Below are 22,431 nucleotides of genomic sequence, written 5' to 3'. Positions count from 1 at the left end.
GCTCCACCCGTTGGCGGCAAGCTCGGCCGTTGGCTGCCGTGCCTCTCCCGGCACGCGGCCCGCCTTCCCGACGTCGTTGCGCTAAGCAGGCGGCGTGCGATCATTTCCCCGCCCCTTCAACAGGGCCTCGGGAACCTCTTGGCCGCGTGCCTCTATTCGCGCTACCGCTTCATCAAAGGCGACTTCGGCGACCGCTTCTAAGATGCGCTGGTATGCACCCGATACTATCAACCAATCGACGTCTGCGGGGCGGAGCCTAATCCCCGTTCCCTTATCCAACGCGCGGCAGAGACGATCGTACAAGTCGGCGAGCGGCGCTGCATCGGAAAGCTGTGTGATGTCGCGCTCGTCCATCTGGCCGATATAGCATCAGGAGCAACACGAAGGAGTCGCCCGATGGCCAGGACCTACTCGCGCGACGAGTTCTACGACATGGTGTGGTCGAAGCCGGTCACACACTGGGCGAAAGAGTTCGGTCTATCGGACGTAGCAATTCACAAGATCTGCGTGAGGAATGCTATTCCGACGCCACCTTTAGGTTGGTGGGCGAAAAAGGCCGCGGGCCAATCGGTAGCGCGCGCCGAGTTATCGCAGACGGTCGCTGGTGAACCGAGCGAGATTACAATTGCTGGCAATGACCGTAGCGCCGAACCGCCCTCGCTCACGTCAATCAGAGAAGCAGCCCGAGTGAGAATATCTAGCTTCGTAATTGACGATAATGCGGGCACGAACCCGATCGTCGCACGCACCATTAAGCACCTCTCCCAGGCACGCCCAGATCACAAAGGCTTGGTCCGATCAGAGTCACCGAACGTCGTAAAATGCGAAGTCACACCCGCATCGGTCGAACGATTGTCGTTGATCTTGCGCAACGTTTTCCAAGCCATACACCACCAAGGACTTCGGCTAGTCGAGGGCAAAGCATCTGCGGAAGTCGCGGGTGAGGATCACTCAATCGGCTTCGAAATCACGGAGGTCGTCAAGCGACACAAGCACGTTCTAACGGCGGAAGAAAGGGCCGCGCAAGATAAATGGAGAAACAAACCTTGGTCGCCAGGACCGGGACAATCTTGGGTCGATTATGTAGATCGCAGGCCTAAATTGCCCGACTGGGATTACAACGCCACCGGCCACCTCTTCTTCGAGATCGAGCGAGTGTATTCTGGCGCGGTTTCGCCTCGCGGCGCTTTCAGGGACGGTCGGGCACAACGTGTTGAAAACATGGCGAGCGATATCGCCGTTGGGTTAGAGGTCATGCTCGCGGCGAAGGTGGAGCGAGCGGCGTGGATAGAAGCGCGGAACAAGGCCGATCGCGAGGAAGCCGAACGCAGAGCGGTCGAAGCTCGTCATCGCGCGTTGGAAGAACGCCGCAACACCGAACTGACGAGGCTGCTCAACGAACTCGATCACCTTGATCAGCTTCGCCGACTGATAGCTTTGATGCAGCCTGATCCCAGCGTTAGCGGTCAAAGTACGATCCGATTCGTGGGTTGGTTGCAGAAAAGGCTGGAGGCGAAGGAGTCAGAGGTGTCTGGTGCCGTGATCGAGGATTGGCTCAGTCGACAAAACCTGTTTGACTAATCATCTTGCCGGGCGGTCCCACTGTCGGCAGTCTCCCCTGATCACAAGGGAGGATTCGCCGATGGTCCGTTTCGCTTTTGCTCTTGCCGCGGTCGCTATGGTCGCGACTCCATCGCTCGCCGGCAACCGCTGCCGCGACGCACATGGCAGGTTCGTCAAATGCCCCCCACCCAAGGCCGCGCCCGCGAAGAAATGCCGTGGCGCTGGCGGTAAATTCGTGAAGTGCGGGACGCTAGGCGCTAAGCCGGCCTGATCCACGTGTGCAACCGCGCTCGCGCGCCCGGCGACTCGGATTTCCTCTTCTCGCAGTTCCGCCTGAACTGGGCGACGCCGCGGCCGATGGACAATAGGTTCAATCCGGCCGAGCTCGTCCCGAAGTCGCGCGCGCATGTCATCCGGCAGGACGAGCGCGGCAGAGGCGTGGATGTAATGGGCTGGGACGTGCTGAGTGGTGCCGCGGCTTGGCCAATGACGAACGTCCGCAATCTCCACCTACCGCAGTGGAAGGCGCTCGCCAGCAACCCGGAGAAGCGCTGCCTGATCCCGGTAACGGAGTTCGCTGAATGGACGCCCGGCCCTGTCGACCTCGGCGACGGCAAGAAACCGATCAAAGGCGAGATGTGGTTTGCGGTGCCCGACCAACCGGTGTTCGCGATTGCAGGCTTCTGGCAAGAAATCGTCGGCGAGCGCTTCTTTGCGATGGTGACATGCGATGCCAACGAGCTTGTCGCGCCGATCCATCCGAAAGCGATGGTGACGATCGTCGATCCGGAGTATTACGACCGTTGGCTGACCTGCGATTACGACGAGGCGCTGACGTTGCAGCGGCCCTACCCAACTGAGCGTATGACGGTGCGCGGGCCGGACTTCCCGACCCGTGGCATCCGAGATCCTCGTCCGCCACGGGGCTTGACGGCGTAGCGGTCAGGCCGCCAGCCGCGACTTCACCTCGTCTTCGGAAAGCTTGTCCATCGTCACACGGGCAAGAGACGCACACATATCGAGCGGTTCGTCGTCTGGGATGGCAAAGCTCGCGTTCGCCTGTAGGAAGTTAATGGGCGCCGGCTCGATACCAGGAAGCACCGGGCTGAGATCGGGCATCTTGAACGTGATTGTCGTGCTGCCCTGGGTGACGGTAACGACGTCCGCACCGACACTATAGGTTCCGACCTGCTCGGCATCCTTGAGCACGCGTCCGGCGTCGAATGTCAGCGTCTCGGCTTCGTCCGCCGACATCTCCTCGATCAGCAGTTTCCAGTCGCCCGCCAGCATCTCGTCGATCGTCATCTCAGTCTCCATTGTCCGACTCGGGATATGCCCTCAGCATAGTTTGTTCTCGGTTCGTTCGCAAATCGCTTGCCCGACTCGGCGCCGATATGGTCATTCGCGTGGATGCGATTCGACCGCGACCTGATGATCTTCAAAGGCCTTTGCGCTCTCTCGGAATATGCCGATGCGTCCCAGGTCGCGCCGCTCAAGCCGACCTTCGGCCTCCGGTTCGCGCTGGCGTTCCTCTACAGCCAGAGCAACGGTGACGTGCAATGCTTCACTGATTTCTGGAATACCGTTCAGGACGCCCAAGAGGGAGCGTTTCATCCTAGCCAAGGATGGTATCTGCGCTCGACCTATGCCCGGACCGCGCTCAACGGGATCATGAACGCGATCCCGCGATGGAAGTGTCCTGGCGTGCCTCAAACGATGATCGCTGACGCGCGGACGTCGGGAAATGCCGATAAGGTGTTTCGTGAGGCCCGCGAGATGGAAGCTAAACGGCTCGCGGAATGGGAGGCGCAGGATCGCGCCCGCCGCGAGGCGCAACGCAAGAGCCGAGACTGCGGGTATTTGTAGGCGAGCGCCCCAGTGGCGGCAACGAAGTTGGTCGCGGCATACCCCGATTTCGTCGTTGCCAGCCAGGTTATGCGGGGATGCAGAATGCCCAAGGTGTGTTGACGCCTGACACGACCGATTCAGGCTCAATCACAGTGCCATCATCTCGAAGCTCCTTGCCGAGTAAGCCTCCCTGCGTATCAACTTGGAGCGCGGCCAATTCACATCTTGTCCGGTTTTCGTAACGGATCACGACCGGCGCGGCACCGCCCCATCGCAGGACTAAATTGAACGGGCCTGTGTCATACCCTGGATCGGCTGGCCATGCTCGTTCCCACGGTTTGCAGATTGCCTTGCCACTTTTGCAGGGCGGGACATCGGCCGCCAATCCTGAGGCCAGCGTCATCGCCAGCGCTATGCTAACCACCATGCCCGCCACGCCCTTTCGCTGTTCGACTTCTACTTCACCAGCTTCCGCACGCGCTCGTCAAAGCGGGCTTCGTCGTCGTCCGTCTCAAGGGCGCGCGCGGCTTCCTTGACCTTCTCAAGCTGGTTTTTTTGATCCGTCGTCCTGCATCGCTTTCAACAATTCTGGGACCGGCACTTCTTCGCCGGGCATCATGATTTCAAGTTGCGCGCCATCGGCGCACGTCAGAATTTTATTCAGATCGCGCAGCGGGCCATCGAACGTGTGCATAATGGGGACGCTCCAAACCAAGGCGGACGCAACGTGCGTAGCATCCTGTGGCTTGAGCTTTCCAACACCGGTCAGTTGCAGATTTTGCGCCATGAGACCAACCCGCTTATCCACTGGGATAAGTAGGATGTACGGCTGGTCGAAAAACGCTGGCAGATTGATCGAAGGGTCGTGCGCTTCCGACCGACGCTTGCATACTTCTGACAGCGTGAATGCCGATGTAGCGATCTCTATTTCACGCTTTTCCGCCCGGCGCAGTACATCTCGGCACATCTCGTAGCGCGGCACCGTGATCGTATTGTCCGATGCGGGCATCTCCTTTCGGATGTATGCAATCCACGCGTTCGCATCCCAATAGATACGGGGTAGAGGCTTAGTCATCGGCGCGAAGCTCCCGCAGGAACTCGTCGCTAGTTAGTCGACCCGTGAAGTTCGGATCCACGATATCATCGATGCCCGGAAGCGTCTGGCTATCTAGTAGCTCGATGCTGGTCGCATTGATGGTTTCGATGGTTCCCAAGCCCTTGTAGTGGATCGCGCCGTACACCCTGACGCGGACCCCGTGCCAGACTTCGGATAAAGTAAGCTGTTCGATCTGACGAAACGCGTGGCCGGAGGCGAAGGCCTTCACTTCCGCGCCGTCGAGCCGAGCCCGGAAGCGCAGAATGGCCCGGTCGTTGCCGTCCAGCTCGGGTTTCGTCACGAAACCTTCGACGCTCCCCAATTCAGTGTATGGGATCGATACTACAGCCTTGGCTCGCTCAACCGACCGCTCAAATTCTCGCGCGGCCGGTCGGTCAATCACGATCCAGTCGCGCTCGGGATCAGCGTCAAATGCAATGACGGTGTCGGACAAGCCGTTAAGAACACGGGAGTGCAATTTTCGAGCGCGCGCGACAATCTCGTCCGGCCAGTAAGGCGGGCGCATGTCTCCGTTGCGGAGCGCGCGGAAGCCTCGCGCTGCGGTTTTTTCGACCAAGTCAATTCGAGCAGCGACAGCGTCAGCAGGTCCGCTGCCGTAGGGCGTCAATTCGACGCTGATAGGGCTGTTCATCGTGACGTTCGTAACACGCCATACCAACGTGTTTGCGCCATCGGACTCGACAGCCTTTTCTACCCCACGCAGAACGTCCACAACATCCCGAATCTGATTGAGCAGATCGTCGACGGAGGGCGCGTCAGTGCGCCCCTCGGATGGCCCGGTAATCGTAATTTTGACGGGCTTAGCCAACCTTCACGCCTCCGGCGCAGAGTCTAGGATTCCCGTGACTCCGCGTAAAGCAGTCTCTTTCCGATGAGGCTTAGTCCGCCACCGGCTACGATATCGTTTAACTTTGGGATTGGGGCATCAGACGTTAGCTGACTTATAGATCAGGCGTTTGCCAACGATGCCCAAAATCGCGACGTCAGCTCGCGGACGGCTATCTACGCCATTCGCGACCACCGCAGTAACCCGTAGGCAGCGGCATCTTGAGATCCCGAGCCCAGCCGCAGACGAGCGCTACCTTGTCGCGGTGCGACCGGCCCCAGTCGATCATTGCGTTCCACCACGCCCGCTCGGCCTGTTCGGCCGGGCAGGGATCGGACCGCAGATTGGTCGGGCAAGGATCGAGCGCGGCCACCGGATAGGCCGGCTCGGTGTCGACCTTGAGATCAGCGGCAGGCGGGAATTGAAGCTGTGTCTCGACCCTGCTGGCGCAGGATGACACAGCCAGCGCGGCGCCGAGCATCGTCGTCACCCGTAGCGTTCTTGAGCGCATCGTTTAGCTCCTGTTTTTGCTGGTCTTGTCGCTTCGCATCATCGACGCGTGCGGCGGCGGCATTGTCGTTCGCGACGCCGACCTTCTGGATCATGTCGATCATGCGGGCCTGTTCCTTGACGACCTTGCCCGATTTCCCGGCGCTGTGGCCGGCCAGATAGATGCCGCCCACGACCAGCAGCAAAACTGCGACGATCGTGCCAAAGAAGACCAGCTTCGCGCCGGTAGACCCGAATCGGGCGATCAGGAATTGCGGGATCATTTCTTCCCTCCGTCGTCCGAGATCGGCGGGCTATTCTCGGCCTGCTTTTGAACGAGGTCGGCATTGCGGTCGGCCAACTCGCCGCCGCTCTTGGTCGCCGCATACGCCCACGACAGCGGCCCGCCGTTCCACCCGGTCAGGATGATCGCGGTCGCGATGACCTTGAAGAAGTCGTTATTGAGCAGCGTCCGGTCCTGCCAGATCAGTACGACGACGAGCACGACGAGCGCATAGCTGCCGATGCCGATCCACCCGCGCGCGTCGGGCCAGCCGGGCCCGCTCACAGGAACACCGTGCGGGCGCGGGCGGTCGCGACCTGGCGATCGGCGAGGCCATTCGGGGTGTGGTCGGAATGCGGATTGCCGAGATTGATGGCGCGACTGAGCGACAGGGTGTCGTCAAGGTCTGCCCAGCGATTGAGGTTGTTCGCGGTCCAATAGTCGACCGAGATCGCGATAGCCGCCGGCATCGCCTCGGCAAGCTCCGGCTGATCGACCAGCGGCATGCCGAGACGGCGGCCGGCGGCAGCGTAGTTGCCGCGACCAGTGATCTCGATATCGCCGCGCCCCATGTAGCGCTTGCCGTCGCCGGGCTGGGTGTTGCCGAGATCCTTTCGGCCCTCGTATCCGCGCTGCGCAGCCGTCGGGCCCCAAATCTCGCGCGAGCGCGTGAAGTTCATCGATTCGACGCACGTCTGCCCGAAGAAGTGCGCCAGCCGCATACCCGACGCCAAAAGGTCGCCCTTCGGGAACCACTCGGTCGCCGCCCGTCCGCGCGCCAGCGCGGCGGCGTCATCGAGCTTGTCGCGCGACATGAACCGATAGGCCGCCGCGAAGCTGCGGGGGCCGAATATGCCGTCGACCGCGACCACATAGCCGCGATCGGCGAGGCGCTGCTGCGCCCGCTTGGGATCGAACATCAATGTCTCCTTTGTCGGTCGGACCTAGTCGAGCCGGCTCGCGGCCTCTTGATCCAATTGCTCCTGGGCCTTGGTGACCGCGGCGATCTCGGCCGCGTGAATGACGGCGGATTCCTGCTTCTCGCTGTCGCGCTGGCGAATGCGCTGCTCGCGTACCTTTGCGATTGCCTGCAGCAGCTTCGCGGGGAGATCGGCGGTTTCGAGTAGCAGCAGCAGCGCGTCGAACGAGCCCTCGGCATTGCTGAACCGGTGGCGATCGAGCGAGCGCTGCGCAGCGGCACGAGCCTCGATGCGCGCGATCTCGATGCGATGCGCGCGGCGCTCGGCTTCAAGCAAGCCCTCGACCTTGCCGAGCCGTTGCAGCACGTCGTCCATGAACTTGTCTTGGTGGTCGAGGGAGTTCTTTCGCCAAGGCACCGAATAACGGATGAGCGCGATGAGGACGGCGCCGATCCCGGCCGCCGATAGCCATGAGCCGAGGGCCGTCCAGATGCCCGTGGCCGTGGTGACCTTAATTCCCGGGTCGTTCATGAGGGCCATCCTTCCTCCAGGTCAATCGCGTCGAGTGTTTCAGTGTCCTCGGCCGCGTCGATCGCGGCCCGGATGGCGATAAGGTTTCCGTGGCAGGCATTGATGAACTGGCCGACCGCTATGCCGAGCGCGAGCATCTGGTCAGCGTCGTGCTCGACGTTGCTGTTGTCGGCCATCGTCCAGACGATCGAGAAGGACTGACCTGCGGTCTTCGCCATCATCGCCATCGTTGACGCGCCGGAAATGAACTGCTGGCTCTTCGGATCGGTCTGGACCGGGCCGAGGGGAGTTCCGCAGCCGCCGAAAATTGCCACGTCGCAGCGATCCCGCGCGGCCGACCCCTTCCACGCCCTGAGATCGTCCAGTTCGGGCTCGACCAGCTCGAACAGGTGGTCGGCATCCTCGGGCGACGGATAGATCAACTCGGCGACGAACGTCTCGAACCGAATGCACAAAGCGCGAGGCGACCCGTCCACCTTGTCGACGACCTCGCCTTCGTGATTGTGCGACAGCCAAGCCATCCAGTCGGGCGAGGTCGGGTCGCCGGGTTCGGTCTGCCCGTTCGAGACGCGCAGCAGCGTGCCGATCGTCGCGCGATCCCAAATGTCCGCGAAGGTCTGCTTCATGAGTTCGCTCCGGTGAGCGTGCCCGAGCCGCTGAGGCTGACCGTGTGACCGTTCTTGCGGATGGCATTGCCGGGCGCGCCGCCTGGCGTGCCGCCGCTCGATGCCGAACCCGCCGCTGCAAGCGCACCGCCCGCGCCGCCGCCCGGCGTACCACCACTGCCGCCGTTGGGACTGCCGTCGGTGCCGGTCGTAATAGACCCTTCGCTGCCGGCGCCGCCTTCGCCGCTGGGCGAGCCGCCGCCGCCGCCGCCGGTGCCCAGTTTATAGGGCGACGCCATCGCATTGGAGCCGCCACCACCGCCGCCGCCCTGGATCGCGCCGCTGTTCACAATTGTGATGTCTTGCTGAACGTAGATGCCGTCGCCGCCATTCAAGCCCGAGCCGCCTCCCGAGCCGCCTCGGCCACCACCGCCGGAAACAGAGACGCCCGACGCGATATTGAGCGTCAGGCTGATCGTGTAGCCTGCCGGCCAGCTTCCGGTGTCGATCCCGATTCCGCCGCTGCTCAGGCCGGTGACGCTACCGGTGACGTTGAACGTATAGGTCGCATTCGACGCGCCGGTGTAGCCGGCGGCGTTGGCCAGGCTGCGAAGGTTGACGGTACCCGCGGTCGCCCCGATGCCGATCGTTCCGGTTGGCGGCGTCGGTGGCGTTGCTGGCGTGCCGGCTGCGCCAGGTGCCGCCCACACCGCCCACCATGTATTGCTCTGATCGGTGCCCGACGGCGCGTTGCCCGTCGTCTGGACGAGGCAAAGATACGTGCCGCCGTTATAGGTGACGAGATCGCCCGGATAATAGGTTGTGCCGCCCGCGTAGGGTCCGCGTGGGGTTGTGGCGCTCAACGACTGCGGGGTCGACCAGCCGCCGAGCATGTTGCCGGCGGCATCTTTGAGCGCAGTGACGAACCACAGCGTGAGCGTGCCGCTCGGCGGCTGCGTCGTCCATCCCGACGGACTCGCCCCGCTCGGCGTCGATGGCGGCCCCGCCTGGCGGAGAAACCGATATTCAATGAAGCTGCCGTCTTGGGCGAGCAGGCGCACCGTCGACCATTCCCCGGTCGCTATGGTGTCGGTCGCGGTGGTCGCGGTCGCGATGGCGGTCGTGACGAACAGGAACGGACCGTTAGCAGGATCCGGGGCAGTCTGCGTCCAGCCGGTGATCGTCCCGCTCAACACGCCGTTGGCGAAGGTATAGGTGGTCGTTCCCGCCGGGACGCTCGGCGCGGTCCCGGTCGAGTTGCGCTGGTAGAGGAACACGGTGGCGGTGTTCGCGCCAGCGGCGCCGGCCGCACCACCGGCCACGCGCACGATACTAATTTTGTCGGTGAGCACCACGACGTCAGTCAGCGTGCCGGTGACGATGACGCCCGACGTGCCGTTGCGCGCGGCGGCGAACTGCGCCTCCGTCATGGTGACGCTGTCGCCGGTCGATGCCGACAGATAGGTCGTGGTCGGCGTCCGAGCGACACCGGCGGCATCGGTCACCGACCATGTGACGGTCGCGGTCGTGTTCTGCTTGTTCGCCGTGAAGGTCGTCGTCTGCGTCGTCGGTGTCGCGGCACCGGTGCCGTCATAGGCGATCGTCTGTCGGTCGCTGGTGACCGTGAGCAGCTTGGCGTTGGCACCCGGCGAGCCAGGCGATCCGCTGGTTCCGGTCTTCGACTTGCCGATGACAAAGACCTTGTCGATCGTCAGCCCGGCATAGGCGCCCGAGCCTGTCGCCCGGATGGTGAGCGATGCCGAATCCTCGCCAGCATCGAGCCCCGACGTGACGGTATAGGTCTGACTGGAATAGCCGACCGTGAGCGCCTGCGGGTTCGCCTGCGTCGACAGCGCGAACAGCGCGCTTACGTCGCTCGTGCCGGCGAACACCCGGAAATTGCCCGTCGCCGTGGCGTAGCTCGACACGTTGCCCGCGGCGTCGGCAGGAAGCGTCGTTGCCTCGTTGGTCAGGAACCCGACGATCGCGTCGGCGCCGGCGCGCGCGAGCGCCTTCCAATAGGCGTTGCTGGTGGTCGGCAGCGTCGGCGGGGCGTTGCCGGCCGACGGCGTCGGATTGATATAGAGCCAGGACGAGCCTTGATCCTGGACGATGTTGCCTTCGCGGTACGTCGTCCCCGCCGCATAGGCGCCCATGTCGATCAGCGTGGCCGTGAACGCGATATCGCCGAGCTGGTGAACGGTGTACGTCCGCTCGGCCGTAAGCGAGAGGTTCGAGAAGGGCGCCGCGACGTCGAGTTGCTGGACGACCGTCACCGGCGGCAGCGCTGACCCGTCGGCCGCCAAGGTGATCGAGGCAGCGCCGCCAGGCGCCGGGATCGGCACCACAAACAGCTTTCCGAGCCACGACACGTTCGCGACCGCGTTCACACTCGCGGCAATCGCCTGAATGACGGTGCGGGCGGTCGACTGGTCGTTGAGATAGATCGAGACGTTGTACGGCCGTGCGGCGTCGAGCGCGTTCAACGATGCGTCATCAATCTTGCCGGCGCCGCCCGCCAACTTGGCCAGATAGCGGATGAGTTGGCCGGGCTTGCGAGCCCAGCCGTCGCTGCCGGCGTTGTCGCCCTGCGCGAGAAAGCAGATTTGCCCGGTCGTCGGCGCGCCGAACCGGACCAGCCCTTGCGCGAGGCAAGTCCCCCACCGGCCGGCCGGGATCGCGGCGGCGACCAGCGCCGTATAGTTCGCATAGTCGCCTATCGGGGCGCCAAAGCGCAGCAGGCGCTCCAGCGATGCCTCGATGCTCTGAATGGCGCCATAGGCCGAGATCTGAAAGACGTTGTTGATCGTGTCGATCAGCACGCCCGGAACATACCGCGGCGCGCCAAGCGCCAGCGGCTTCACGGTGCCCTTGAGCGCAGCCGGCCCCTCGATTCCGGTCGTCCCGGCGTAAACCGATAGCAGCGAACGATCGAGCCACTTGTCGTCGGTCGCGAACGTCACCGAAGCGACGCCATCTTGGAGCGTGGGCTGCGCGGTCACACGACCGTCAAACCGGTTCGTGTAGGCGCCCCATGCGTCGCCGACCTGGCCCGTCCACATGCGGAACCGGGCATCAGCGAAGGAATAGCGGCCGAAGTTCGGCCAGGGCGCGGTTTGGATCGACACGCTAGACGAGGGCGACGTGATTGTGCCGGCGAACGACCCATCGAACAGGTCGTATTTGAGCGTCCCTACTTTGCTGACCGCCGGCCACCACGTGAGGCCGTTCAGCATGCAAACCGCAGGGTCATCAACGTTCGAGGCGTATAGCGTCACCGTCGCCGCGGCGACGGGGTCATAGGCGGTGATCTCGATCAGGACGGCGAGCATCAGAAGAAGCTCACCAGATTGGATTTCGCCTCCCATGCCAACGCATTGCGTTGGATGACGCCAAGGTCGCCGACGAACGTCCCGAAATAGCAACGGTTCTGGCGGTCGGCGTCGACCGAGGGATCGGTGACGATCGCGACAGGCCCGGTGATGCCTTGGCGCTCGAACATCGGTCGGATGCTCGCCTGGACCTCGTCCTTCCTGATGTTGCTGAAGGTAAGCGACAGGATGCGCAGCTTCTTGCCGATCGCGCGCATAATCACGCCACGACGCGAGAAGTCCATTGTTCCGAGATCCTTGACCCCGGGGCCGCCGCCATAGCTGAAGTTGCGCTGGAGCGTGATCTTCTTGCCGATGACGACGCGCGAGGCGCGTACCGACTTGCCGGTGACGCCCGTCCCCGCCTCATAGACGATATCGACATAGCGGGCGGTGATCGGCGTGCTCACCGACCAGAAGGACACGCCCTTCCCGCCCGTCATCGGCGACGACCCAGCATAGGCAACACCGGTCGTGTCGCTCCCGGTCACGAGCGCAGCGGTCGAATAGTTGATGATGAAGTTGCCGTTCGTAGGGAACAGTTCGACGCCGAAAACAAGGATCGTGTCGAGCACGGTGTCGGCGCCCAGATCGAGCGAGATTTTCGCCTGATTGGTCGACCCAATCGTGCACGTCGTCTGCGCGACGACCCCAGCATAATCGTTGAGCAGGTTCGATGCGACGCCGAGATCGAGCGTAGGGCCAGCAAATGCGAGGTTCTGGACCTTCTTGATCCGCGAGCGATTGAGGGTGGTCGGAACCGTCGAATTTCCGCCAGAAACGACAGTGCTGACGTCTTGCGCGCTGTTGTCGTCGAAGGTGTACCGCAGCGTATAGGTGCCGTCGGGCACGCCGAGCGATCCCCAATTCAGGGTTAGCACGTCTGCTGCGCGCGTGGCTGCGGCGCTGGTCGTGACGATCGGGCTCGTCGCCACGGCGCCCGCCTCGACCTGGTACTGCCAGGCATAGCCGTTGCTGGTGCCATCACCAGTGAACCCGATCGAGTTGCCAAGGGTGATCGCGAACGAGTGTTGCTGAGCGGTCAGGTGGGAGGCGTCAGCGGTGTAGGTGGCCGTGCAATAAAACCAGCCGTTTGCGATCGCCTGAATAGTCGCGTTTGTTATGCCCGCCGCCTGCTGGCTGATCGTGCCGGTCACCAGATCGAAAAAGACGGTCGGGAAGGTGCCGGTGGCGGCGGCGCCCAACTCCGCCTTGGTATAGCTGTTCGGCTTGAGGAACGCCGAGATCGTATAGACGCCAGCCGCGGGCAACGTGACATTCTGCGTGCGGTGCTGGTTGCCCGTCGTGGTGCCGGGGGTGATGCGATCGGCCGTCAGGGTGCCGTCAGGACCATTGATAGCATTGGCCGTGACCGCCGGGTTTGAGCCGCCGCCACCGGCACCCCACGGCGCCGCCTCAAGCGTCTGCGATTGAAATGACAGGTTGGTCGCGGCTGGCTCGATCAGGATGCCGCGCGACGCGTGCGTGATTGGATCGTAATCAAGCCGGCCGGTGTTCGCTCCGGCTGTCGTCATCAGCCCTGACGACGTGGTGTAGTATTTACCCGCCGCGCTTGTCACTGACGTGCCAGCCGGCATTGAGCCCAGTGTGAAATCGAAGCCGAGCAGCGAGCCCGCCATAGAGATTGCTACCGGAACCATCGGCTCCAGCAGGATCGCGTTTGCCATGTGGTGTTGCCCCTATCCGGCGCCGAAGAGTTCGAAGGCGGTGGCCTCGGTTTCGGGGTCGAGTTCGATGCGGCTCGGAAAGAGCGTGGCGTTCACCCCCTGCTCGGCATCAATGAGCTTCACCAGCGGGAGGGCCGTCGAGATCGTCGGCCAAACGAGATCGTCGACCGACACGGCGAAACGGCGCGTTTCGGTCCCGACGATCGTACCGCGAGCGTTCACGACGGTCTGAGCGTCGGCGACGGCGTCGAAATAGCCATCGGCGGGCGACACCGAGCCGTCTCGCGCCTGCGAGGGATACCGCGCGACGATCGCTGCGTCGGTCCAGCTCGCGACGGCGGTATCGCGAGACGCCGCGAAGATGTCGGCGGGATCGGCGGGCATCAGCCAGTCTTCGCCAGCAGGAAGTTGCGGGCGTCGTTGACGAACCCGTTGTCGTTCGAGATGCCCAAGGCCGCGAGAAGCTGATTTTGCTGATTCACGGTGTCGGTCAGTTGGACGAGCAACTCGTTCGTGGTCTGCGTGTTCGCCGCGACCGTGTTGGTCGCGTCGGCCGTGGCCTTGGTGAACGGATCGGGCACGCCCGGCGTGACTGACACCGCATTATCGATCGCGGAAATCGCCTTAGTCGTGGCCGCCTGGATCATGTCCATCGCGTCGAAATAGGATTGGCTCGACCCGTAAAGCTGGCGCTCGATATCGAGGTATTGCGACGCCGCGTCCTGATATTTCGCCTGATCGATCGACTGGCCCGACGCGATGGCGTCGAGGAACGGCTTGAGCGTCGAAAGCGCGGTCGTCTCCTGATCGCGCAGCGAGTAGGGCGAATCCGACCCGACCTTCAGGCTGTTGAGGAAATCCTTCAACGCCTGCGACGCGCCGGGGGTGTTCGCCTTCACCTGCTCGAGTTGGAGATTGTATAGCTGCTGCGCCTGCGCGAGTTGGTCGGTCGTGGCGCCGCCCTCGTTCAGGGCGTCGACCGTCGTTTTCCACCGCTTGTTGAAATCGTCGAGCGCCGAGCCGAGCGGGTCGAGCATCGCCTTCAGGTCGTGCGGGATGCTCTCAATCGCGAGCGCTTTGGTGATCGCCTTGTTGATGTCCTGGCCGGACTTGAGGATTTTCAGGCTCGCCGCGCTGATGCCCGACAGAATGCCATCCTGCAGCGCAGCCTGCACTGCATAGGAGACGGCATCCTCCTGGGTGTCGAAGCTGATCGCGCCCGAGCCCTTGACGCCGCCGATCGCGCCGCCGTGGTCGTTAACGCGAATGTGGTTCTCATAGGTGCCAATGCGAACGTCGCTGGTGCCAGTGATCTGCGCGCCGAGTTGGTCGGCGATCTGCTGGAGCTGCTGAGAAACGGCATCGGCCATGCTCGCGGCGCCCTGCGACCGCTGCGAGCTCGTCCCCGTCGCCCCGGTCGATCCAAGCTGCCCGTATTTATCGAGTCCGATGCCGGCGCTGCCCTTATGCTCAGGCGCCCCGAGGCCGAACAACTTGGCGAGCGCGCCGCCGGGAAGGCCGCCGATCGCGACCGCCGTCGAGTTGAAACCGAGCGCCTTGCCAATCGGCTGCGAGATCGCCTGGCCCAGCTCGTAAATCGCGGCATACGGGCCGAGGTTCTTCATAAGCGGCGAGTCGGGCTTGAGCAGCGCCCCAAGGGTTGCGCCGACACCGGCGCCGATGTTGCCGCCCTGGCCACCGAATTGCGAGCCGATCGACGAGAAGATGCTGGCGGCCTGCATCATACCGGGCAGATGGTCGGCGATGCCCTTCGGAATATCGATGCCGAGCTTTGCGAAATTCTTGACGAGGTCCTGCGAAACCCGCGTCCAGATATCCGTCGCGTCGAGCATCTTGTCGACGCTCTTCGCCTGTTTGTCCGTCGAGGTCCGCAGCGCCGTGATGACGATGTCCTGCGCGGCCGACGTGTTGTCATTGGCGGCGCTGGGAACATCGATGTCGCTCAGCATATCCAAGATATCGGAGCGCGTCGGCACCTTCGTGATGCCATCGGCGCCGCCGACCATGCCGAGAGGTGAGCCGGTCGATCCGGTGATGTTCTTCATCGCCTCCCGGAAAGCGGTCGTGAGATCGTTCGCCGCACTGCCGACGTCTTCGAACGCCGACTTCATCACCGCGCCCGAATCGCTGGCCTGCTGGGCCAGTATCTCGGCCGGGGTCTGCTTGCCCGTCATCTTGCGAACGTATTCCGAGATGTCGCGGTCGATCCCGCCGAACACGGCATTGCTGATCAGGTCGCGGCGAAGCTGCTTGAAATCCTCCAGCCAGCCCTTGAACAGGTCGCCGATCGCGCCCCTGTTGCCGTCGTCGACATCCTTAAGGAACTTGTCGAAGTCCCGCTGCATATTGCCGACGTAGCCGGATGCGATGTTCAGGACGCGCTGCTGATCCTGGAGCGCCTCCGCGATGCGCTTCTGCGTCGCCTCATAGGCGAGGGCTTGTTTGATCTGCGCGTCCGAAACCTGCCCTTGCGTGCGCTGGATTTGGAGAATGTCGCGCAACGCGGCGGCCTCGACGTCGCGGCCCTGCAAGCTGAGATTTTGGAGGGTCAGGCTCTCCTTTTGCGACCGGATGAAGTCGTTGAACGGCTTGTTCATGCCGTCCTGGATGGCGCCCAGCGCGACGCGCGCGCCGGCCACGATCTTCTTCGACGCCTCGTCGGTCTTATCGCCATATTCGGTGATAATCTCGTTGAGCTTGTTCGTCTCGATCGTGGCGCGATCGATCAGCGACGGGGCGTCGTTCCATGTCGAGTTGATGCGAAGGATGAGATCCTGCACCGCCTGGAGCTTGGCCTGCTCGCGCTGCAACTCGGCGTCGCGCTTCGCGGCCTGCGTGTCCTCGTCCTGAGGGGAAGCCGGCGCGCGGCGATAGCCAAGCACGGAGGATCGGTTGAACGTCGCTTCGGTGACGGCGCCCTGGCCGGCCTTGCCGGTGTTGCCGCCGAGCACCTTGACGTTGCCGGCCTTGTCGAAACCCTCGAAGAAACCGACGTGCCCCTTGCTCTGGTCGGCGCCGCGGCTGAGCACGACAATGTCGCCCTTCTGCGGGCTGTTCGTCTCGGTGCCATAGTTGAGGAACGACCGGGCGGCCATGCTGCCGGTGCCCTTGAGGCCGTTGGTCGCGAGCACGGCGTTCACGAACGCGGCGCACCATGCGATCATATCCGGCGAGACATTGATGTTGCCCATGCCGGCCGCATTGAAAAGCGCCTTGAGCTGGGCCTGTCCCTTGGGCGTGCCTTCGTTGGCACCCTTGTAGCTCTCAGCCGACCGGAGAAGCGCACCGCTGCCGGTGACGTTCTCCATGTCCTTCCTGGCGTCCTTCGCGGCCTGCTGGGCGGCTTTGAGCGCTTCCGTGGCCGCGAGAAGGTCGGCCTTGTATTGGCGCAGCGCGTCGAGCCGCGCTTTGCCGAACGTCATATCGTCAACGCTCTGCTTGCGCGATCGGACGTCGTCGAGCTTCGCCTGGGCCTTCTCGACCTCCGTCGTCGCGGCAGCGAACTTCACCTGCCGATCGATCATGTCGGTTGTGACGATCGTCCCGCCGCGCAGCACTGTGTTAAGCTGCGCCTGTTGCGCCTTCATCTCGGCGATTTTGTTTGTCGCCAGCAGGGCTTGAGACGCAATCTTGCTGACCTCTCCAGCCGTCGCGGCAAGGTCGGGTCGGCGCTTCGCGAGGTCGACCAATCCCTGCTCGAGCTTGGCGACGTTTCCGCCAGCATCCGCGATCGTCTTCGCGAAGTCGGGGTCATAGATGGCCGCGCTCCCCTGGCGCTCGGCGGTGAACTCGTGCCCCTTGGTCGCGGCGGCGGTCGCGGCGGCGAACGCCTGCTTCGTTAGATCGTCCGCCTCTTTCTGCTTGTCCTTGATCGTCGCGTTCGTTTCGAGTGCGGCGCCCTCGGCGAGCAGTCGGTTTTTCTCGCGCAGCTTGCCGTTAGCGACGTCGATATAGTTGGCGAGGTCGCTCTGGAACTGAGCGTATTCCTGCTCGGCCTTCTTCGCCTTCTCGGCGGCCTCCTTGTTCTCGAACAGCTTGGCGACGAACGGGGTGAGCGCGATCAGGGCAACCTGAATCGCGATACCCCAACCGGAGACAAGGAACGCGCCCACGGCGCCCAATTCGCCGCCCATACCCTGGAGGGCGAAAGCGGCCTGTGGCGCTTGCTGCGCGAACGCCATAAAGGCGCTCGTTCCGCCGACAACCTGCACGGTGAAATCACCGAATTGCTGTCCGAGCGACAACATCGATTGGCGCTGCTGGCCGGCGCTGACCGCGTTCCGCGCCGTCGCGGCGGTGTGCTTGTCGGTGGCGCTGATTGATTGGTTCAGTTCGCGCTGGACGACCTCAAGGGCGACAGCCCGATCCTTGAGCGCTTGGGCGTCGCGTTCACCGGCGAGCGCGGCAACCGCCGCAGCGTCAGCTTCACGGCGCAGCGCCTCCGCGTCCACACCGGCCGCGGTCGATGCGCTGGTGAGCGCGACCGAAAGCTCGCGGGCCGCCTGCGCATTCTGCTCGACGAGCGTAGCCCGGCTGCGCAACTGCGCGATCTCGTCCGACAGGTTGAGCGAGCCGGTGTCGGTGCGCTTGAAGTTCAGGGCATTGGACGCGAGCCGTTGCACCTCGGCAAACGACGTCGAGAAGCTACTCCGGACGTCATCGGCGGCCGACGCGGCCTTCGTCTTGAGGTCGGCGAACGCGCGGCCGGTATCGCTGGAGAATTGCTCGGCGCGCAGTTGGAGGCGCGCGACAACGTCGACGGGATTCATCCACGCGCTCCATAAAAAAGGCCGCCCGAAGGCGGCCTGTGTGAGGGGATTTCCAGTGCGGCTAGGGCCGCAAGATGCTGTGCATCACGTTGGGATCAAACTTCTGCCCTTGGCAATAGACCCCGTACAGGTAGTCGAATGCCTGTCGTTCCTTGGCGTAGGCTTGCGGGCTTGTCAGACCCTCGGGCGACACTGAGACATGGCCAGCCGCATAGTAAAAGCGGTGGACTTGATCAGGCGTGCCGCCTGGTGTCAGGGTCGTGGTGTATCCGCAAACAGCCCGATCGCCGTCTTTGCCCTGGCGTACCTCGACGAACTTGAACTGGAGGCCGGCAGGGTTCCCGAGTTCCTTGGCCGCCGCCGCCTTCGCGCTGCTGATCGTCCAACTATCGTTTGCAGCCTGACAGCCGCCAAGAGCGACGACCAGGCCGAGGATTAACGCTCGCATAGCCCCTCCATGAGGGTCGGCGTAGTAATGCGGGTTAGAGCCGCTGGCTATGGGTAAGCATGGTGAACGACCGTCAGCCGGTGGCCGACACAGCCGCGAGGAAATTCGACACTAGTTCGTTTTGGGCCTGATCAACGAGCGGTTGGATCGCGAACCGATTGGCGAATTGCACGACGGGGAGCAGCACGAACACGATGATCGTCGTCGCCCCACGCCCGGAAGCCATTCGCCGCGGCGTGTTGCCGCGCGCGAGCTGGGCCCGGCCAGACAACACCGCGTCGTCGGCGACCAGCAGCGAAGGCCGGCCAGGCCGATAAACGAACCGCAGCCGAATGCCGGTCCGGCGCTCCCATTCGCCGGGGGTCAATTCGCGCCCTCGTCCGCGCGAGCCGGCCGCAGCGGTCGGGATCGCGAGATACTGGCCCGACTTTCCCCTGATCTGTCCCGACTGCGACCAGAAGGTCATCGCGCCCTTGGTGCGCTTACCGCCGCTGACAAACACCTCGCCGACCGGATTCCGGGCGGGGCCGGAACGCGGATAGGCGATCGATTTCCATGCCCGCCATAGTTTGCCCGGCACGGCCCCCTCGGTGGCCGCCTCAAGCCGCTTTTCGAGATCGCGGGTCGTCCTGGCGACGGCGGCCGTGCCGGCGGCGAGCACCTGGCGCACGGCGCGATCGGCGCTGGCGTCAAGGGCCCCTATATCGAGGGTCAGGTCGACGCCGTCACTCATCGCGTTCCCCGTCGATCATTTCCAACAGGCTGAAGGCGTCCATAAGTGCCGCCGGTTGCTCACCCGGCGAGCCCGGGCAGGGAAGCGCGGCTTGGCCCGTCATCGGGTTGCCGTACTTCCGAGCGAGAAACCACAGATCTACAACTGCGAACGCCCACGACGGGACCGCGAGGCGCGGGTTTTCTTCCCAGGCGTCTTTGCCGACGATCCAGCCGCCGTCGATGTGCCGGCCGGTCCGGAAGTCCGCGGGTTCTCTCCGGACTTTGAGAGCCGCTCGGAGTTTTTTACGTGGCCGCCGCCATATTGGAGCAGGAAAGCCTCGTTGCCCGCGAAGGTGAGCAGCAGCGGGTCGACCTGTTTCAAGGTGTCGTCGCTGACGAGGCCGGTGAGCGCGTCGCGCTTGAAGTCGACGGTTCCCGCTTCCTTCGACGCGTTTCCCTCGATGCCGACGCAATAGCGGCGGAACGCGACGATCGGCGCGATCGTGCGGCGCCGCTGGTCGCACGCGACCAAGGCCGAATAGTCCGGCCAATGCTCCGCCATGATTGTGCGGACCTGCTGGAGCTTCTGCTTCTGCGCCTCGTCAAGGCCGCGTTCGTCGCCCTGCGCCGCCGAGTTGATTAGGTCGAGGATCTCGTCGAGGCCATCGTCGCCCGCGAGCAACGTCTCAACGCCGGTGCGCAGCGCTGTGGTGAACTCCCAGGGGAACACCTCTCGCGCCATGTACGGAGGGCCAGCAAGCTCGCCCTCCATAATGCCCCGTTCGATCGTGTCGCCGCCGCGCAGATGAAATTTCGGCGCGTCCTCGATGTTCTTGAGCGGCTCGAAGATGACACGCTCGCCCTTGCTGGTGATGACGGTCATACGGCCCTCACGAGAAGCAAAGGATGGCATCGCCATCGCGGTTGGCGCTGTCGCGGCTCGTCGAGATCGCCTGATACTGGTTCGTCTCGCTGCGGAGCTTGCCGCGCATCGCCGGGTCGCTGGCGAACGGCTGAATGACCGGGGTCACCCACGACCAGCGGTTACCCGCCGAATAGCCGAACTGCGCGCCCGCCGGGTACTGCTGGAACGCCCCGATTTCGGCCAGCACGTTGCGCACGGCAACCTGAGTGCGGAGCGGGTCGCACTGCAACACAAGGCTGCGGTCGGCGATCTGGCCGGCCGCGAAACCATAGGTCGTGTTCGGGTCGTCGGGCGTTTCCAGCGTGGCGCCGGACTTGATCGACCATTGGCTGATCGGCAGGCCGCGGCGGTTGATCTGGAACGCCGGCTGGCCGTTGGTGCCCTGGACAAGCATCGGCGCCGAGTGCGCCGGGAACACCGCGTTGAGCGGCATCGAGGCGTCGGCCGGACCGGCATAGATGCCCGTCAGGTTGAACGTCGCGAAGCCCGGGCCCGACGAGTTGCCGTCGAAGTCAATCGAGCCGCGGACGTCCGTCACCTGATGCAGCACGCCGTCCTCGTACCAGCCGGCGGTGCCGCAGGGGTGCATCGCGAGACGCGACGCCGAATCGTACGGCGTGGTCGGCGCATAGGTCCAGTTCGCCGGGATCGCGCCGGTGTTGGACGCGCTCAGCGGCGAGCCGAACAGGTCGGCGAGCGTCGCAACCTTGCCGGCCGTATAGTCGGTGATCAGCGACATGCGGCCCGCAGCGGGCGCGCCGGTCAGGATCAGCGGCATCCCGCGATAAAGCTGCGCGGTGGCCGCAAAGCCGGTGCCCAGCGTGCCGGTGGACGTGGTGCCGGCAGTCAGCGCGCCGGCCGCAACCGCCGCGGTGAACAGGCCGTTCCAGCCGCACGCCATGAACAGCGGGTGGAGGGGCGGCTTGACCGACGCGGTATAGGTCGCGGTCGGCCCGGCGCCCTTGATGCGCGACTTGAACGAGAAGGTGAAAGGCTGGCCCATCACCATCGGCGGGCCTGCGGAAAAGCTGCCCGTACTCTCGTTGGTCTGCTCGCTCTTGTACGGGCTCCCGTACTGGATCGAGCTGACGTCGAACAGGATGACGTCGGTTGCCGGGTTCAGCGTGGCGGGCGTTCCTTCGGCCGACTGCAAGCCGAACAGGAACAGGCCGTTATCCGGCCGGATGACGGGATCGGTCATTTCATTCTCCTTGGGAAAGCTACGCCTGCACCGCAGGGTTCGAGCGAAGGGTCACAAACTCGATGGTGAAATCTTGGGTGAAGCTCAGGCGGCGAACGCTCGCCTGCACAGCATTGTCGAAACGGAAATCTTCGGGATCGACGCGCTCGACGAGGCCGCCGAGCTGCTCGTCGGCCATGATCGCGGCCACGGCCGCCGCGTGGAACTCGGCCCGCGCTGCCGAGCCTTCGGTGCCGTCGTCAAACTCGACATAGCCGTCGACAGTGACGCCCATGCGCCAACGGATCAGACCGCATTCGCGCTCGAAGGCAGCGGCGCCGTGAATGATCAGGCCGAGGCCCGGAAAAATTGTCGGCTCGCCTTCGGGTTCAAGCTCGACGGCTTCGGGCACCTCGATTTGTGGCACCCCCTGGAGAAGAGCGAACAGCGAGCCGGTGATGTCGTTGATGACGGTCATAGCGGCCCGTCCTCCTTCGCACCGAGCTCCCACTTGCCGATGTCGTCGCGGCGCTCGACGGATTGGACCCGCCACCGGACGTTACCGTCAGTGAAGGTGTCCTTTCCGGTCGGGCGCGCCAGCACGTCCGACTGCTCAATCTCGAAAACGATGCTGCGGAGCGTCTTGGCTGAGTTGTCGCGATTGGCGGCCTCATAGTCGCCCCGGACCGCCCTCATGGGCTTATCGATGACGCCCGCGCCGGTGTAGCGAATGTCGACCCCGAAGGTCTTGTCGATCGCTGCCCCGGCGCGGGCCCAGTAATCAGCCGGCATGTTCCGCCGAATCGTCATCGGCGGGCGTCTCGACCACCGGGTCGGTCACCGGCGCGGGTGACGGCACAGGTGCCGGGGCCGGGATCGGTGCGGGTTTAGCCGGAGCCTTCTTGCTCGGCTTGGCGGCCTTTTTGGCCGGCGCCTTGGGCGCGGGCTTCGCTACGGCCGTGACGACCTCAACGGCACCGTGCGTATCGATCAGTTCGGCAGCGCGATCGGCGTGCAGATGATCGTCGGCGGGACCGACGGCGATCTCGGTACCGGCGTCGAGAAAACGACCGGCATTGTCCACCGACGCGCGGTGGAGGGTAATCTTGGTCATGGGGGTGCTCCCGAGGGCG

The 22,431-nt window shown here is 63.9% G+C and carries 22 protein-coding genes; 3 read left to right on the top strand and 19 right to left on the bottom strand.

Annotated features, from left to right (window positions below):
- The first annotated feature begins 396 nt into the window (after window positions 1-396).
- Together AC1DQQ_RS17555 and AC1DQQ_RS17550 are read left to right on the top strand one after the other, a co-directional pair.
- Complete coding sequence (locus AC1DQQ_RS17555; protein ID WP_478046099.1) at window positions 397-1,581, top strand: hypothetical protein; 1,185 nt, start codon at window positions 397-399, stop codon at window positions 1,579-1,581.
- Window positions 1,582-1,839: 258 nt separating this feature from the next.
- Window positions 1,840-2,502 (top strand): SOS response-associated peptidase family protein, encoded by a 663-nt coding sequence (locus tag AC1DQQ_RS17550; RefSeq protein WP_478046098.1) that lies wholly within the window; start codon window positions 1,840-1,842, stop codon window positions 2,500-2,502.
- A 3-nt stretch (window positions 2,503-2,505) separates the two neighbouring features.
- On the opposite strand, the gene AC1DQQ_RS17545 is transcribed toward AC1DQQ_RS17550, so the two are convergent.
- Window positions 2,506-2,868 carry a hypothetical protein gene (locus AC1DQQ_RS17545; RefSeq protein WP_478046096.1) on the bottom strand — a complete coding sequence of 121 codons (363 nt, stop codon included), beginning with the start codon at window positions 2,866-2,868 and terminating at the stop codon, window positions 2,506-2,508.
- A gap of 69 nt (window positions 2,869-2,937) precedes the next feature.
- Between AC1DQQ_RS17545 and AC1DQQ_RS17540 the strand changes: the two genes are divergently transcribed.
- Entirely contained in the window at window positions 2,938-3,429 is a 492-nt protein-coding gene (locus AC1DQQ_RS17540; protein ID WP_478046095.1) for a hypothetical protein, read from the top strand.
- A 523-nt stretch (window positions 3,430-3,952) separates the two neighbouring features.
- On the opposite strand, the gene AC1DQQ_RS17535 is transcribed toward AC1DQQ_RS17540, so the two are convergent.
- The 18 genes from AC1DQQ_RS17535 to AC1DQQ_RS17450 form a co-directional block, all read right to left on the bottom strand.
- A complete protein-coding gene (locus AC1DQQ_RS17535; RefSeq protein ID WP_478046093.1) occupies window positions 3,953-4,486 on the bottom strand; it encodes a type II toxin-antitoxin system VapC family toxin in 534 nt (177 codons plus the stop codon).
- The gene (locus tag AC1DQQ_RS17530) at window positions 4,479-5,336 is read right to left on the bottom strand and encodes a hypothetical protein (protein ID WP_478046091.1); all 858 of its coding nucleotides are present in this window, start codon (window positions 5,334-5,336) and stop codon (window positions 4,479-4,481) included. The genes AC1DQQ_RS17535 and AC1DQQ_RS17530 overlap by 8 nt, the downstream gene beginning before the upstream one ends.
- A gap of 422 nt (window positions 5,337-5,758) precedes the next feature.
- Window positions 5,759-6,127, bottom strand: coding sequence for a hypothetical protein (locus tag AC1DQQ_RS17525; protein ID WP_478046089.1), 369 nt, complete (start codon window positions 6,125-6,127; stop codon window positions 5,759-5,761).
- Entirely contained in the window at window positions 6,124-6,411 is a 288-nt protein-coding gene (locus AC1DQQ_RS17520; protein WP_478046087.1) for a hypothetical protein, read from the bottom strand. The genes AC1DQQ_RS17525 and AC1DQQ_RS17520 overlap by 4 nt, the downstream gene beginning before the upstream one ends.
- Complete coding sequence (locus tag AC1DQQ_RS17515; protein ID WP_478046085.1) at window positions 6,408-7,046, bottom strand: glycoside hydrolase family 19 protein; 639 nt, start codon at window positions 7,044-7,046, stop codon at window positions 6,408-6,410. The genes AC1DQQ_RS17520 and AC1DQQ_RS17515 overlap by 4 nt, the downstream gene beginning before the upstream one ends.
- A gap of 24 nt (window positions 7,047-7,070) precedes the next feature.
- Window positions 7,071-7,577, bottom strand: a complete 507-nt coding sequence (locus AC1DQQ_RS17510) for a hypothetical protein (protein ID WP_478046083.1) — start codon at window positions 7,575-7,577, stop codon at window positions 7,071-7,073.
- Window positions 7,574-8,203: a DUF4376 domain-containing protein gene (locus AC1DQQ_RS17505; protein WP_478046081.1), complete on the bottom strand. Its 630-nt coding sequence runs from the start codon at window positions 8,201-8,203 to the stop codon at window positions 7,574-7,576. Before AC1DQQ_RS17505 ends, AC1DQQ_RS17510 begins: the two co-directional genes overlap by 4 nt.
- On the bottom strand, window positions 8,200-11,514 hold the full coding sequence (locus AC1DQQ_RS17500) for a hypothetical protein (RefSeq protein ID WP_478046079.1): 3,315 nt from the start codon (window positions 11,512-11,514) through the stop codon (window positions 8,200-8,202). Before AC1DQQ_RS17500 ends, AC1DQQ_RS17505 begins: the two co-directional genes overlap by 4 nt.
- Window positions 11,514-13,241 carry a phage head spike fiber domain-containing protein gene (locus tag AC1DQQ_RS17495; protein WP_478046078.1) on the bottom strand — a complete coding sequence of 576 codons (1,728 nt, stop codon included), beginning with the start codon at window positions 13,239-13,241 and terminating at the stop codon, window positions 11,514-11,516. The genes AC1DQQ_RS17500 and AC1DQQ_RS17495 overlap by 1 nt, the downstream gene beginning before the upstream one ends.
- 12 nt (window positions 13,242-13,253) lie before the next feature.
- On the bottom strand, window positions 13,254-13,625 hold the full coding sequence (locus AC1DQQ_RS17490; RefSeq protein WP_478046076.1) for a hypothetical protein: 372 nt from the start codon (window positions 13,623-13,625) through the stop codon (window positions 13,254-13,256).
- Complete coding sequence (locus tag AC1DQQ_RS17485) at window positions 13,625-18,031, bottom strand: TIGR02594 family protein (RefSeq protein WP_478046074.1); 4,407 nt, start codon at window positions 18,029-18,031, stop codon at window positions 13,625-13,627. Before AC1DQQ_RS17485 ends, AC1DQQ_RS17490 begins: the two co-directional genes overlap by 1 nt.
- 61 nt (window positions 18,032-18,092) lie before the next feature.
- Window positions 18,093-18,479: a hypothetical protein gene (locus AC1DQQ_RS17480; protein ID WP_478046072.1), complete on the bottom strand. Its 387-nt coding sequence runs from the start codon at window positions 18,477-18,479 to the stop codon at window positions 18,093-18,095.
- A 73-nt stretch (window positions 18,480-18,552) separates the two neighbouring features.
- Window positions 18,553-19,212 carry a DUF6441 family protein gene (locus AC1DQQ_RS17475; RefSeq protein WP_478046070.1) on the bottom strand — a complete coding sequence of 220 codons (660 nt, stop codon included), beginning with the start codon at window positions 19,210-19,212 and terminating at the stop codon, window positions 18,553-18,555.
- A gap of 138 nt (window positions 19,213-19,350) precedes the next feature.
- Window positions 19,351-20,076 (bottom strand): hypothetical protein, encoded by a 726-nt coding sequence (locus AC1DQQ_RS17470; protein WP_478046068.1) that lies wholly within the window; start codon window positions 20,074-20,076, stop codon window positions 19,351-19,353.
- Window positions 20,077-20,083: 7 nt separating this feature from the next.
- Window positions 20,084-21,319: a hypothetical protein gene (locus tag AC1DQQ_RS17465; protein ID WP_478046067.1), complete on the bottom strand. Its 1,236-nt coding sequence runs from the start codon at window positions 21,317-21,319 to the stop codon at window positions 20,084-20,086.
- Window positions 21,320-21,338: 19 nt separating this feature from the next.
- Complete coding sequence (locus tag AC1DQQ_RS17460) at window positions 21,339-21,776, bottom strand: hypothetical protein (RefSeq protein WP_478046065.1); 438 nt, start codon at window positions 21,774-21,776, stop codon at window positions 21,339-21,341.
- A complete protein-coding gene (locus AC1DQQ_RS17455) occupies window positions 21,773-22,108 on the bottom strand; it encodes a head-tail joining protein (protein WP_478046063.1) in 336 nt (111 codons plus the stop codon). The genes AC1DQQ_RS17460 and AC1DQQ_RS17455 overlap by 4 nt, the downstream gene beginning before the upstream one ends.
- A complete protein-coding gene (locus AC1DQQ_RS17450; protein WP_478046061.1) occupies window positions 22,080-22,412 on the bottom strand; it encodes a hypothetical protein in 333 nt (110 codons plus the stop codon). The genes AC1DQQ_RS17455 and AC1DQQ_RS17450 overlap by 29 nt, the downstream gene beginning before the upstream one ends.
- Window positions 22,413-22,431: the final 19 nt, after the last annotated feature.

Source organism: Sphingomonas sp. P4_G3 (genome assembly GCF_056401105.1).
This window is presented reverse-complemented; position numbering and strand designations above follow the sequence as displayed.